Below are 12358 nucleotides of genomic sequence, written 5' to 3'. Positions count from 1 at the left end.
TCAGACGTGCTCCGGGGCCAGTGCTAGCAGCGCGGCGCGGCTGCGTTCGAGAAATTGCTCTTTGCTTTCACCTTCTTCGATGCACAGCGGCGCGCCGAAACTGGTGGTGCATAACAGCGGCAGAGGCAGCATTCGACCTTTGGGCATGACGCGGTTGAGGTTGGCGATCCACACCGGGATCACCTCGACCTCAGGGTGTTTTTTCATCAAGTGATAGATCCCGCTCTTGAAGGGCAACAGGCCTTCCTCCGGATTGCGCGTGCCTTCCGGGAAAATGATCAGCGAATCGCCGTTTTCCAGTGCATCGAGCATCGGCTGCAATGGGCTGTAGGATGGATCCTTGCGCTCGCGGTCCACCAGCACGCCGTTGAACACCCGGTTGATGATGTAGCGACGCACCGGGCTGGTTTGCCAATAGTCGGCCCCCGCGACCGGGCGGGTGAGCTTGCGCAGCGCCGGCGGCAGCGAGGCCCAGAGCAACACGAAGTCACCGTGGCTGCTGTGGTTGGCGAAGTAGATCCGCTGCACCGGCGTCGGCGCGCAGCCGAGCCACAGGCTGCGAGCGCCCGTGACCATGCGAGCGGCGGAGGTGATGAGGTTGGCGACCACGGGTTCGAACATGAGGATTCCTTGTCCTGAGAAACATAAGCATGACGGTGGCGAGGGAGCTTGCTCCCGCTGGGCTCTTGTAGGAGCTGTCGAGCGAAGCGAGGCTGCGATCTTTCCACAGCCCATTGAGTCGAGAGCAAAAGATCAAGATCAAAAGATCGCAGGCTTCGCCAGCTCCTACATACCTGAAGCTAACCAGGGACTGGCCAGGATGAAGCCCAGCGTCAAGACAACTTGTACGGCCAGCAACCGCGATTGCCGACGCAGCAGCAACAACGCGCCGTGCCGGCGTTCGGTCCAGAGACGGCCTGCACGTTCGGCCGGTTGCAGGCCCAGCGAAGTGAGGGCTTGGTCCAGGGAGTAGGTGCGCTCGGCCAGGGATTGGCTACTGTCAGCCATGCGCTGAAACAGATCGGCATCAAATGCCACGCGTAACGCCCAGTATTTTTCCAGCGCACCGAGGACGATCAGTGCGACGCTCAGCAGCAGCAACCACGGATCAATGACGCCCACCAGCCACTGCCCCAACCCCAACAGCGCCGCCAGCAGTGTCAGCCCGGTGGACAACTGATCCAACGAATGACCCCGGCGCAACAGGCTCGCCACGGTGTGAAGCTCCATATCAGTGATCATGGACATTCCCCTGTGCTGTGGATAACTGTTCCAGCGCCCGACGGTGCGCCGCGTGCAAGACGATACGCGGTCGAGCGCGCTGGATTTGCACGATCGCCGCATCAACGCTCGCTGCCCGGCCGCTGTGCAGCAACCAGGCAACCACCGCCGTGGCGCTGCGCGAATAACCCAGGGCGCAGCAGACCAGCACCGGCCCGTGCTGGCGCAGGTTCTCGATGGCCTCTGCCGCGTTCAGGCATTGCTCGGCGGTCGGTGCTGTCAGATCAAGCACCGGCAATGAACGATAGGCGACGCCCGTGCTGTCCATGGACAATTCCGCGCAGAGGTCGAGTACCCCGGTAAACGCGCTGTCCTTGAGCTCCAACGGCGTAGGGATGCGCCCCAGCCAGACGTTATCCGCTACCTGGTCCGGCTGCGGATGCTTGCGCGTCCAGCCGCGTGAATTGATCCACGCCGCCGCCAGGTAAGGGGCCAGCAACCAACGCGCCGCCGGACTCAAGCGGCCATCGGCACGCTTCTGGAAACCGTCGGCACCGAAGATCAGGTAATTGAGCGCCACCATGAGCATCGCCACCGCCGGCCAGATCAGCCAGAGCCACGTGCCGCCCAAGGCAAACACCGGGATGAACAACATCGCCGCGCCCAAGCCATAACGCAGCGCCAATCGTCGGCGAGCAGGATCCGTCGCCAGACGCGCCCTCAGCAGCGGACTCGGTCGGTCCAGCGGCCACAACCAGACACACAACCAACCGGCCAATGCACCGGTGGGCAAGTCAATGAAGTGATGTTGATAAGTGGTCAGCACCGACAGGCCGATCAATGCGAACCAACCGTGCATCGCCCAGCGCCAGAAACCCTGCAGGTGCCGCTGATAACAGACCCACAGCACCACCAGCAACGCGATATGCAGCGACGGCGCCTGGTTGAACGGCTTGTCGAACCCCGCCAACACCTCGAACAACCAACCGAACACCCCATCCATTTCCGGCCGGGGAAAGGTAAAGCGCAACGGCCAGAGCAAAAAGCAACTGACCGCAATCGCCTGGGCGGTGAGCAGGCGCAAGGCGTGGCGCTTGAGCTCTTTGCGGCTGCTGGGCAACAGTAAGGACAGGCCGTACAGCAGATCAATCGACCAGTAAGGCACGATGGTCCAGGCCATGAACGGCATGTGGCGTTCCCAGGCGAACACCAGCGTGCCAACGTCGTCACGCTGGGACGTGACCCAGGTGGCGAAGCCGTAAGTGGTGAAGAACAGCGGCGCCAGCAATAGCAGCCACAGCACCGCCGGTTTCAGCAGTGCGGGTTCGCGGGGCGGCGCGATGATGGCGCTCATTAGTGCACTCGCAGGGCCAGCGAAACGCTGAAAATGCCCCATTCATCGACCCGCAGGGTGATTTTGCGAAAGCCCGCCGCCTCAACCAATTGATCCATCTCCGCCTGGGTGCGTCGACGCATCACCCAGGCCTGACCGGCACGGTGGCTGGTGAGGGCGCGGGCGATCAGTTCCAGTTGCGGGTGCCACGGCTGGCCGGTGTAGACCAGGAAACCGCCAGGCTCCACGGCTTCAGCCAGGCCGGCGAGGGAGCCGCCGACCAGTTGGTTGTCGGCAAACAGCTCGTACAGGCCCGACACCACGGCGAGGGTTGGTTTCGGTTCCAGCGCCGCCAGATCCGCGCGGTCGAAGGCATCACCTTTGACGAATCGGGCGATGTCGCCCAAGCCTTTTTCCACGATCAGTGCACTGCCGTCGCGCACGTTGATGTCGCTGTAGTCGCGCAGCAGGATCGACTCGGGCAACGGGCTGACGCCTTGCAGCGCTTCGAGAATGTAGCGGCCATGGCCGGCGGCGATGTCGACAATGCGCACCTCGCGGTCTTGCGCGCGCAACTCGGCCATCGCCAGGCGCAGCAGCTCCTCGACGTGCACCTTACGCTGGCGAATGCCGCGCCAGCCGATGGAGTTCAGGTAGTTCTGGTCAATCATCCTGCCCAGCGCCGAGGTGCCGGTGGGGCGGTTGCGGTAGACGTAATCCAGGGTACTGCCGGAGTCGAACCCGGTGTCGAAGCCCAGCTTCACCCCAGCCGACAATTTGCTGCCAAAGCGCATGCTGGCGCGGGTCATGCGCCAATAGAAGTCGCGCAGCGAGTTGTGCGGCAGCGGTGTGGCCAGGGTTTCGGCTTCGGCGCAGGTCGCGCCCAGGCGGTCGGCGTCCAGCAGGGAAGGGCGGTCCAGCGGTCGGGCAACGTTCTGCAGGATGAAGCGGCGGGCACTGGCAATGGCCGGCGCACGGTTTTTCTCGCCGAGGGTGTCGTGGAAGAACCCCGGCAGGATGTGCTTCTCCTTGTGCAGGCTGCCCAGGCGCTCGAAGAACTGCTCCTGGGGTTTGCGGTGCACGACAAAGTCCGAGCCGGAGATCAACAACTGCGTCGGCACCTGGATCGCCTGGGCGTCGGCCACCACGCGGTCGGCGGCTTCGTACAGGCCCAGCAGCACGTTCACCGAAATGGCCTTGGTGATCAACGGATCGCTGTCGTAGGACGCCACCCGTTCCGGGTCATGGCTGAGGAATTTTGCCTTGACGTAGCTGTTGACGAAGAAATTGCCACGCAACTTGCGCATCAGCGCCAGGCCCGGACGGGCGAACGGCACGTAGAGCTTGACCTTGAACGCCGGCGACGCCAGCACCAGCGAGCGAATGCGCGGCGCGTAGTCGTGGACCCAGGTGGACGCGATCACCGCGCCGACACTTTGTGCGACCACGGCGATGTTCGCTTCGTCGATCTGATGCGCCGCGCCGATGTGGTCGCAGAAGGTCTGCACATCCCGCGCACTGGTGGCAAAGCTCGGGCTGTCGCCCCGCTCGCCAGGCGACTGGCCATGGCCGCGGGCGTCCCAGGCAAAGAAGTCGAACCCGGGCAGGTCCAGTTCATCCACCAGGTGCGCAATGCGCCCGGAGTGTTCATGACCACGATGAAACAACAACACCGCCTGGCGGGGCTCACCCGCCGCTGCGTCGATAGCCGGCCAGTGCCGGTAGAACAACTCCACGCCGTCAAAGGTAGTGAACGTCAGTTCCTGGGCTTCACGCATTGCAAGTTCCTTTATGCTGAGGGAGCGTTTTCCTTCACTTGGCCCAGGCCATGACGGACCCGATTGACCAAGGTATAAACCAGCAGGGCGGCAACCACCGCCATCACACTATCTACCCAGACCGCCCCGAGCCAACCCAGGGCAATACCGGTCGCCAACACGCCTAACACAAAGGCGCGATCACTTTTGCCCATTGGCCCGTCATACCGCCGCGAGGCCCCCACCATTGCCCCGAGCACGCCGGCGTATTCGCTGAACAACGCCAACAGCGTGACCAACAACACGAGCAACAGACTGGTATCGGCAAACAACGCGAAAGGCAGGATCAGGGCAGCGTCGGCGATGATATCGCATAGCTCATTAAGGTAGGCACCCAGATGCGATTGCTGACCAAATTCCCGCGCCAACATGCCGTCCACGGCATTCAACGCCATGCGCAGGAACATCCAGATCGGCACCAGGACGAAGATCCACGGATGGTTGGCAAACCAGGCGATGACCGCGCCGACCAATACCGAAACGATGCCAGCGAGCACCGTGACCTGGTTGGCGGTGACACCGTTATTGTAGAGACGTTGAACCATGGGGCGCAGCAGGTTTTGAAAGGCGGGCTTGAGTTGGTAGATAGAGGGCATCGGGTGAGATCTCGGCCGGTTGCGGGGCTGGGTTTATACAGGTGCGAGATTACGATAGGTTGAGGGCTTGCAGGCGGGTATTTCTCGGGAATGCGCGCGGGTAGGCATCATAAAATCAATGACCTGTACAAGAAATAGCCAATGTGGAGCGAGCAAGCTCGCCCCCATAGGTTTTGTGTTTCAACGAATAGAAATCGTGATGCCATAAGAGCAGTCGGTGAGGTTTCAATCAAAGGATCAAGCGACGAAACTTCTGTGGGCGCGAGCCTGCTCGCGATGGCGATGCGGCAAACACATAGATCTTCAGCTTTGCCACCCAGACAAATAAACAAGGAGTGTTTCAAATGCTGCAAATGGATTGGCTCACTAACCACATGGATAAATGCGACCAGATGGCCGAGTGGCTCCATCGGGAATTCAGTTATGAATTCGCTCAGCAATCCCTCGCCAGTTGGCAGCAGGAATTCGCTGCGGGGCAGCACGATGGCCGCTGGAAGTGCCTGATTGCCATGGAACACGACCAGTTGCTCGGCGGCGCTTCACTTGCCAGCCACGACCTACCTGACCGGCCAGAGCTGGGCCCATGGCTGGCGTGTGTGTTCATCACCTCAGAGGCTCGACGCAGAGGGCTTGCCGCGCAGTTGATCGAAGGCATCTGCCGTCATGCGCGAGAGGCTGGAATCATCACCTTGTTCCTGCACACCCACAGCCAACGTGATTATTACGCCAAGCTGGGTTGGGACGTGTTGGAGCGTTTTGAGGCTTGGGGGAAAGAGCAGTGGCTGATGGCACGGTGTTTATAGGGTGGCGCCTTCTTTCGTCGATAGCAGAGCGTTGGCCGGGCATTAGGAAGATGGGAGTGTCAGTCACCCTCAATGGCAACTGACCCACCGCCATCGCGAGCAAGCTCGCTCCCACAGGTTCATCAGTGACTTACACGTCGCGGCTTCACCCCCAGCCATTAAAAAAACCACCCCTTTGGCACCGATAACATCGTTTCTCGGGCGCGCGGCTTTTCCCTATATTGGCCCTCAGATTCGGTGGATGGCTCAACGTCCACCCCCTCAGTGTGAGTAGCCTCAAATGAACAATAAACCTGACAGCACAGGGCTTGATAATGCCGGCGCGGGAACCCGGGCGGTTTGGGGTGGGGAGCAAGTCAGGCACCCCTACAACGCCACGCAAACCCCTATCGTGGCCAGTGCCGCGTACGGTTACGACGACATCGACGTCTGGTACGACGTCGCCTTGGGCAAGGCCCCCGGCTTTATCTACAGCCGCATGAGCAACCCGACCGTCGAGACCCTCGAAGCCAAGATCCGCGAGCTGGAAATGGCCGAGTCCGCCGTGGCCTTCAGCAGCGGCATGGCGGCGATCAGCAGTGTGCTCTACACCTTTCTGGCCCATGGCGATCGCGTGGTGTCGACCAAGGACAGTTACGGCGGCACCAACAAGATCTTTGAAGAGTTCCTGCCGCGCACCGGCGTGGCGGTGACCTTGTGCGAGACTTTCGATCACGACGACCTCGAACGTGAAATCGCCAAGGGCTGCCAGGTGCTGTACCTGGAAACCCCCACCAACCCCACCCTGAAAATCCTCGACATCCCGCGCCTGGTGGCAGCGGCCAAGCGTGTCGGCGCCGTGGTCGTGGCGGACAACACTTTCGCCACACCGCTGAACCAGAGCCCGCTGGCCTTGGGGGTGGACGTGGTGATTCATAGCGCGACCAAGTTCCTCAGCGGTCATGGCGACGTGCTCGGTGGCCTGGTGTGTGGCAGCGAAGCCTTGATGGCTCAGGTGCGGCATTATCGGGAAATCAACGGCGCGAGCCTCGACCCGTTCTCGGCCTACCTGATCATCCGTGGCATGAAAACCCTGGCACTGCGCATGCGCCAGCAGCAACACAGCGCCCGGGCCCTGGCCGAATTCCTCTGCACCGAACCGCTGGTGGAGGCGGTCAATTACCCGGGCTTGCCCAGCCACCCGAACCACGCCGTGGCCTGCGCGCAGATGTCCGGCTTCGGCGCCATCGTCAGTTTTGTCCTGGTCGGCGGCATGGACACGGTCAAGCTGCTCCTGCCACGCCTGCGCTTTGCCCATTGCGCGGGCAACCTGGGCGCGGTGGAAACCATCTACGGCCCGGCCCGCACCACCAGCCATGTCGAGAACACCTTGGAAGAGCGTCTGGCCCTGGGTATCTCTGAAGGCTTGGTCCGGGTTTCGGTCGGCATCGAAGACACGGACGATCTATTGGATGATCTGAAACAAGCTTTCGCCTTCGTCAAAAAGACCCTCAATCCGCACCTCAATGAAGTCCACATCGAGACCGCAAACTGAAGTTTGAAAGTTGGTACCCCATAACAAGGCTGTGAATGGGGCGTTCATGAATAGGAATAATAATAAAAGCTCAGCGGCGCCTGTCTGACTCGCGTAGACATAGATGCGCGCCCTGACATTTCATGAGAACAACCATGTCCATAACAGAACAACAAACGAGTACGCGGGCCGGCTTCAAGCAGGAAATGCAGACGCGCCATATCGTCATGCTGGCCTTGGGCGGCGTGATCGGTACCGGGCTGTTCCTGACCTCCGGCTACACCGTTAACCAGGCTGGCCCGTTGGGGGCGGTGATCGCCTACATCATTGGCGCACTCATGGTCTACATGGTGATGATGTGCCTGGGTGAGCTGGCGGTGCAGATGCCCGAAACCGGTTCGTTCAGCACCTACGCCACGCGCTTTCTCGGGCCCGGCACCGGCTACACCGTGGCCTGGTTGTATTGGCTGACGTGGACGGTGGCCATCGGTTCCGAATTCACCGCCGCCGGTATCCTCATGACCCGATGGTTTCCCGACACGCCGGTGTGGATCTGGAGCGCGCTGTTCGCCGGCGTGGTGTTCCTCACCAACGTGGTGTCGGTGCGTTTGTTCGCCGAGACCGAGTTCTGGCTGTCGTTGATCAAAGTGCTGACCGTGGTGGTGTTCCTGCTGATCGGCGGTGGCGCGATTCTCGGCCTGTTGAACATTGATCAGGCCCACAGCATCGGCTTGAGCAACTTCACCCGCGAGGGGCTGTTTCCTACTGGCTTCATGCCGATTGCGATGACGCTGCTGGCGGTGTCCTTCGCGTTCTCCGGTACTGAACTGATCGGCATCGCCGCCGGCGAAACCAAGGACCCGCAACGCAATGTGCCACGGGCCATTCGCACTACAGTGCTGCGTCTGGCAGTGTTTTTCGTCGGGACCATTTTTGTCCTGGCGACCCTGTTGCCCCGCGAGCAGGCCGGTCTGGTCGAAAGCCCCTTCGTCACGGTATTCACCTACATCGGCATTCCGTACTCCGCCGACATCATGAACTTCGTGATCATCACCGCCCTGTTGTCGGCGGCCAACTCCGGCTTGTACGCCGCCTCGCGCATGCTCTGGACCCTCAGCGACCAAGGCCACTTGCCCAAGCAGTTTTCGGCCCTGACCCGCATGGGCACGCCGCTCAACGCGATCATCGTCAGCATGGCCGGCGGCGCCGCCTCGTTGCTCAGCAGCGTGTTTGCCGCCGATACCATCTACCTGGCGCTGGTGTCGATTTCCGGCCTGGCCGTGGTGGTGGTGTGGATGAGCATCGCCGCGAGCCAGATCGCCTTCCGCCGTCACTATGTGGCCAACGGCGGCGACATTCGCAAACTCAAGTTCCGCGTTCGCGGTTATCCGTGGGTGCCGCTGGGGGCGCTGGTGTGCTGCAGCCTGGCGTGCATCGGGATCGCCTTCGACCCTGAACAACGAGTGGCGCTGTACTTCGGCTTGCCGTTCATCGCCTGGTGTTACTTCGTGTATTACATTACCCGCAAAAGCCGCGAGCGACGCTTGGCGGTTGCCCTCGTGGCACAACCGTCCGACGCGTACTAGCTCGTCGACACGGCGGGCAAACGTGCTCGGTGCCGGGGGTCAACGAGGTCCAGATCATGAAACAAAAAACGCTGCCCCCCTTGAACTGGCTGCGGGCGTTCGAAGTGTCGGCCCGCTGCCTGAATTTCACCCACGCCGCCGACGAATTGTTTTTGACCCAGGGCGCGGTCAGCCAGCAGATCCGCCAATTGGAAAACCACCTGGGGGTGGCGCTGTTCAAGCGCTTACCCCGCGGCCTGGGCCTGACAGAGGAAGGCCAGGCCTACCTGCCGGTGGTGCATGACGCAATCACGCGACTGGCGGTAGGCACCAACGAGATCTTTGGCCAGCACAAGCGCCGGCCAATCAAGGTGCGCGGTAGCCTGGCGTTTTTCGTGCACTGGCTGGCGCCAAAACTGGTGGGCTTTCGCCAGGCGCATCCGCACGTCGACATCCGCTACATCAGCAATATCTGGGTCAAGGAACTGGACGGCGAAGACGACATGGAAATCCGCTGGGGCCACGGTCAATGGCCGGGCCTGGTGTCCCAGCGCCTGACCTGGGACACCTTGTTTCCGGTGTGCTCGCCCGCCTTGATGGCGACGCTGAAAGTGCCGGCGGACGTGGCCAAGCATCCATTGCTGCACGTGTTGGGCTACGAAGAGGGCTGGGGGTACTGGCTGAAAATGGTCGGTGCCGACTCGGTGGATTCCTCGACCGGCATGCAATTCGACACGCTGGTCTGCACTTTGCGCATGGCCGAACTGGGGCAGGGCATCGCCCTGGCGCGGTCGTCGATGGTGAGTGACATGCTCGGCGACGGGCGCCTGGTCGAACCCTTTGCCCAGCGCATCGAAGCCAGCGAATCGTTTTACCTGGTGCGCAGTTCCGGGGCCGAACAGCACCCGGACGCGGCGCGGTTTTCCACCTGGCTGGTGGAGCAGGCGCATCGTTTCAAGTGAGCCGTTTTTAGAAGACTATCCGGAGCTGACCATGCGCTATGTGAGTACCCGCAATTCAACCGTGCAGGTCGATTTCGAACGCGTCGTACTGTCGGCCATCGCCGAGGACGGCGGGCTGTTCGTCCCGGTTGAACTGCCGCAATTCGAACCCCAGGACATCGCCAATTGGTCGACATTGTCCTATGACGAACTGGCCTATCGGGTAATGCGTCCGTTCGTGGGCGAGGCGATCCCCGAGGCCGATTTCAAACGGGTGCTCAAGGAGGCCGGCAGCCAGTTCAGTCATCGTTCTTTGGCGCCGTTGCATCAGGTGGATCGCAACGAATGGGTCCTGGAATTGTTTCATGGGCCAACCCGCTCCTCGAAGGATTTTGCCGCGCAGTTGCAGGCGCGGTTGGTGCAGTACTTCCTGCGTAAGCGCGGGCGTCGCGCCGTGGTGATGGGTGTCACCAACGGCGACACCGGCCTGGCGGCCATCGAGGCCTTCAAGCACTGCGACGAGACCGATGTGCTGGTGATTTATCCCCAGGCCGGCGTACCGCGAGACCAGCTTCAAGACCTGCAAGCGACGGCGCATCCGCGGGTCCATCAAGTGGCCGTCGATGGCAGTTTTGATGAATGCCAGACCTTGGTCACCCAACTGTTCCGACAGCATGAGGCGATCAGTTTCAACTCCAGCAACTGGGTCAGCGTCATGGCGCAGTTGGTGTTTTATTTCCATGCCGTGCTGCAGTTGGGCGGCGGTCAGCGGCCCATCGGTTTCAGCGTGCCGGCGGCGAGTTTTGCCGAAGTCTATGCCGGCTACATCGCGCAGAAGATGGGTTTGCCGATCACGCAGATGATCGTCGCCACCAACCAGAATGACGCGTTGCATCAGTTCTTTTTGAAGAACCACTACTCGCGGTTGCGCGCCAGCAAGACCCTGTCGCCGGCCATGGATTTGTCGATCTTTTCCAACCTGGAACGGTTTCTCTGGGAGCTTTACGGGCATGACGATCAAGCCGTGAGCGCACTGATGCACACCTTTGAAACCCACGGCGAAATGACCATCGCCAACGAGTTCTGGTTGCAGGCGCGGATGATCATCGACTCGTACGCGGTCAGCGATGAGCAGACGCTGGAGGAAATCACTTCGCTGTATCGCGACACCGGTTACGTCATCGACCCACACACCGCCACCGGCGTGCTCGCGGCACGCTTGTACCGGCGCAGCCTGGTGGCGCCGATGGTGACCTTGGGCGAGATATCTCCGGCCAAATCGGCGGTATTGCTCGGCGAGTTGGGGATCCACATTGCGGCGCAACAACGCCCGGTTTCCGAGCATGGCCCGGCGCAGATTCTTCGCATCCAGCCGGACGACCTCGGTGCCCTCCATCAACTGCTCGGCGCCCTGTAACAGGAGGCCCCATGAAGCGAATTCTCGACCCCCTCGACGAACGTATCATCGCCGAACTGCGCCTCAACGCCCGCGCCGCCCACGCCGAGCTGGCGGCCAAGGTCAACCTCTCGCGCAACGCCGTACGCCAACGCATCGAGCGCCTCGAACGCGACGGCGCGATCCAGGGGTATACGGTGCGCACCGGGGAGGGCGGGCAAGCATCGTCGAACATCAACGCCGTGATCTTCGTCTACCGCTACGATCGCATGCGTGGTGCCGAGGTACTGCAGGCCCTGCAAGCCATGCCCGAAGTGCAGCAGTGCGATGTGATGAGCGGTGAGTTTGACCTGATGCTGCGGGTCGGCGCGGCGAACCCGGAGCGGGTGCATAAGGTGTGGAAAGAAATCTCCGCGTTGCCGGGGGTGGAGAACACCGTGACGTCGTTTGTGTTGTCGTCGGTGGTCTAGGCACGCAATCTGTCCAAACAGTGGCCCCTGTGGCGAGGGCGCTTGTGTGGCGAGGGAGTAAGCTCCCTCGCCACAAGAGCCGGCGCAGGTGCATGCCCTGACACCAATGAACCAAACACTGAAAAACACCTGTGGGAGCGAGCCTGCTCGCGACAGCGGTACACCAGCCACCGCCGATGTGCCTGACCTGGCCCTATCGCGAGCAGGCTCGCTCCCACAGGGATTTGTGCCCGGCCAGTGGAACAAGCACGCTTACTGTTGCTGATGTTCGCAAATGCCCCAGCCGCCACAAACCCTGTGGCGAGGGAGCTTGCTCCCGCTGGGCTGCGAAGCAGCCCCAACCTGGTCACCCTCAACCAACCTGACCCACCGCGCTGCATGATTTGGGGGTGCTGTGCAGCCCAACGGGAGCAAGCTCCCTCGCCACAAGAGCCGGCGCAGGTGCGTGCCCTGACACCAATGAACCAAACACTGAAAAACACCTGTGGGAGCGAGCCTGCTCGCGATAGCGGTACACCAGCCACCGTCGATGTGCCTGACCTGGCCCTATCGCGAGCAGGCTCGCTCCCACAGGGATTTGTGCCCGGCCAGTGGAACAAGCACGCTTACTGTTGCTGATGTTCGCAAATGCCTCAGCCGCCACAAACCCTGTGGCGAGGGAGCTTGCTCCCGCTGGGCTGCGCAGCAGCCCCAACCTAGTCAC

11 protein-coding genes are annotated in these 12358 nt (G+C 61.6%); 6 read left to right on the top strand and 5 right to left on the bottom strand.

Annotated features, from left to right (window positions below; genetic code table 11):
• The 5 genes from AACY31_RS12145 to AACY31_RS12125 all read right to left on the bottom strand — a co-directional run bounded on the left by AACY31_RS12145 (position 1) and on the right by AACY31_RS12125 (position 4967).
• Positions 1 to 621: a lysophospholipid acyltransferase family protein gene (locus AACY31_RS12145; RefSeq protein WP_339481559.1), complete on the bottom strand. Its 621-nt coding sequence runs from the start codon at positions 619 to 621 to the stop codon at positions 1 to 3.
• Positions 622 to 786: 165 nt separating this feature from the next.
• Positions 787 to 1242 (bottom strand): hypothetical protein, encoded by a 456-nt coding sequence (locus AACY31_RS12140; RefSeq protein WP_339481560.1) that lies wholly within the window; start codon positions 1240 to 1242, stop codon positions 787 to 789.
• Positions 1232 to 2575 carry a phosphatase PAP2/dual specificity phosphatase family protein gene (locus AACY31_RS12135; RefSeq protein WP_339481561.1) on the bottom strand — a complete coding sequence of 448 codons (1344 nt, stop codon included), beginning with the start codon at positions 2573 to 2575 and terminating at the stop codon, positions 1232 to 1234. Before AACY31_RS12135 ends, AACY31_RS12140 begins: the two co-directional genes overlap by 11 nt.
• Positions 2575 to 4332, bottom strand: coding sequence for a bifunctional alpha/beta hydrolase/class I SAM-dependent methyltransferase (locus tag AACY31_RS12130; protein ID WP_339504523.1), 1758 nt, complete (start codon positions 4330 to 4332; stop codon positions 2575 to 2577). Before AACY31_RS12130 ends, AACY31_RS12135 begins: the two co-directional genes overlap by 1 nt.
• Before the next feature lie 11 nt (positions 4333 to 4343).
• Positions 4344 to 4967 carry a CDP-alcohol phosphatidyltransferase family protein gene (locus AACY31_RS12125; RefSeq protein WP_339481563.1) on the bottom strand — a complete coding sequence of 208 codons (624 nt, stop codon included), beginning with the start codon at positions 4965 to 4967 and terminating at the stop codon, positions 4344 to 4346.
• 344 nt (positions 4968 to 5311) lie between these two features.
• Between AACY31_RS12125 and AACY31_RS12120 the strand changes: the two genes are divergently transcribed.
• The 6 genes from AACY31_RS12120 to AACY31_RS12095 all read left to right on the top strand — a co-directional run bounded on the left by AACY31_RS12120 (position 5312) and on the right by AACY31_RS12095 (position 11655).
• On the top strand, positions 5312 to 5770 hold the full coding sequence (locus tag AACY31_RS12120) for a GNAT family N-acetyltransferase (protein ID WP_339504522.1): 459 nt from the start codon (positions 5312 to 5314) through the stop codon (positions 5768 to 5770).
• 280 nt (positions 5771 to 6050) lie between these two features.
• Positions 6051 to 7304: a cystathionine gamma-synthase family protein gene (locus tag AACY31_RS12115; RefSeq protein ID WP_339481567.1), complete on the top strand. Its 1254-nt coding sequence runs from the start codon at positions 6051 to 6053 to the stop codon at positions 7302 to 7304.
• A 134-nt stretch (positions 7305 to 7438) separates the two neighbouring features.
• Entirely contained in the window at positions 7439 to 8869 is a 1431-nt protein-coding gene (locus AACY31_RS12110; protein WP_339481569.1) for an amino acid permease, read from the top strand.
• 56 nt (positions 8870 to 8925) lie between these two features.
• The gene (locus tag AACY31_RS12105) at positions 8926 to 9810 is read left to right on the top strand and encodes a LysR substrate-binding domain-containing protein (RefSeq protein ID WP_339481571.1); all 885 of its coding nucleotides are present in this window, start codon (positions 8926 to 8928) and stop codon (positions 9808 to 9810) included.
• Positions 9811 to 9841: 31 nt separating this feature from the next.
• Complete coding sequence (gene thrC, locus AACY31_RS12100; protein ID WP_339481573.1) at positions 9842 to 11206, top strand: threonine synthase; 1365 nt, start codon at positions 9842 to 9844, stop codon at positions 11204 to 11206.
• Positions 11207 to 11217: 11 nt separating this feature from the next.
• A complete protein-coding gene (locus tag AACY31_RS12095; protein WP_212798796.1) occupies positions 11218 to 11655 on the top strand; it encodes an Lrp/AsnC family transcriptional regulator in 438 nt (145 codons plus the stop codon).
• The last annotated feature ends 703 nt before the right edge of the window (positions 11656 to 12358 follow it).

The organism is Pseudomonas sp. RL_105y_Pfl2_101 (assembly GCF_963970585.1).
Lineage (GTDB): Bacteria > Pseudomonadota > Gammaproteobacteria > Pseudomonadales > Pseudomonadaceae > Aquipseudomonas.
This window is presented reverse-complemented; position numbering and strand designations above follow the sequence as displayed.

Excerpts from the sequence above, each read along its gene's own strand:
- AACY31_RS12145 (WP_339481559.1), bottom strand. The coding sequence starts at position 621 with ATGTTCGAACCCGTGGTCGCCAACCTCATCACCTCCGCCGCTCGCATG.
- AACY31_RS12140 (WP_339481560.1), bottom strand. The coding sequence starts at position 1,242 with ATGATCACTGATATGGAGCTTCACACCGTGGCGAGCCTGTTGCGCCGG.
- AACY31_RS12135 (WP_339481561.1), bottom strand. The coding sequence starts at position 2,575 with ATGAGCGCCATCATCGCGCCGCCCCGCGAACCCGCACTGCTGAAACCG.
- AACY31_RS12130 (WP_339504523.1), bottom strand. The coding sequence starts at position 4,332 with ATGCGTGAAGCCCAGGAACTGACGTTCACTACCTTTGACGGCGTGGAG.
- AACY31_RS12125 (WP_339481563.1), bottom strand. The coding sequence starts at position 4,967 with ATGCCCTCTATCTACCAACTCAAGCCCGCCTTTCAAAACCTGCTGCGC.
- AACY31_RS12120 (WP_339504522.1), top strand. The coding sequence starts at position 5,312 with ATGCTGCAAATGGATTGGCTCACTAACCACATGGATAAATGCGACCAG.
- AACY31_RS12115 (WP_339481567.1), top strand. The coding sequence starts at position 6,051 with ATGAACAATAAACCTGACAGCACAGGGCTTGATAATGCCGGCGCGGGA.
- AACY31_RS12110 (WP_339481569.1), top strand. The coding sequence starts at position 7,439 with ATGTCCATAACAGAACAACAAACGAGTACGCGGGCCGGCTTCAAGCAG.
- AACY31_RS12105 (WP_339481571.1), top strand. The coding sequence starts at position 8,926 with ATGAAACAAAAAACGCTGCCCCCCTTGAACTGGCTGCGGGCGTTCGAA.
- thrC (WP_339481573.1), top strand. The coding sequence starts at position 9,842 with ATGCGCTATGTGAGTACCCGCAATTCAACCGTGCAGGTCGATTTCGAA.
- AACY31_RS12095 (WP_212798796.1), top strand. The coding sequence starts at position 11,218 with ATGAAGCGAATTCTCGACCCCCTCGACGAACGTATCATCGCCGAACTG.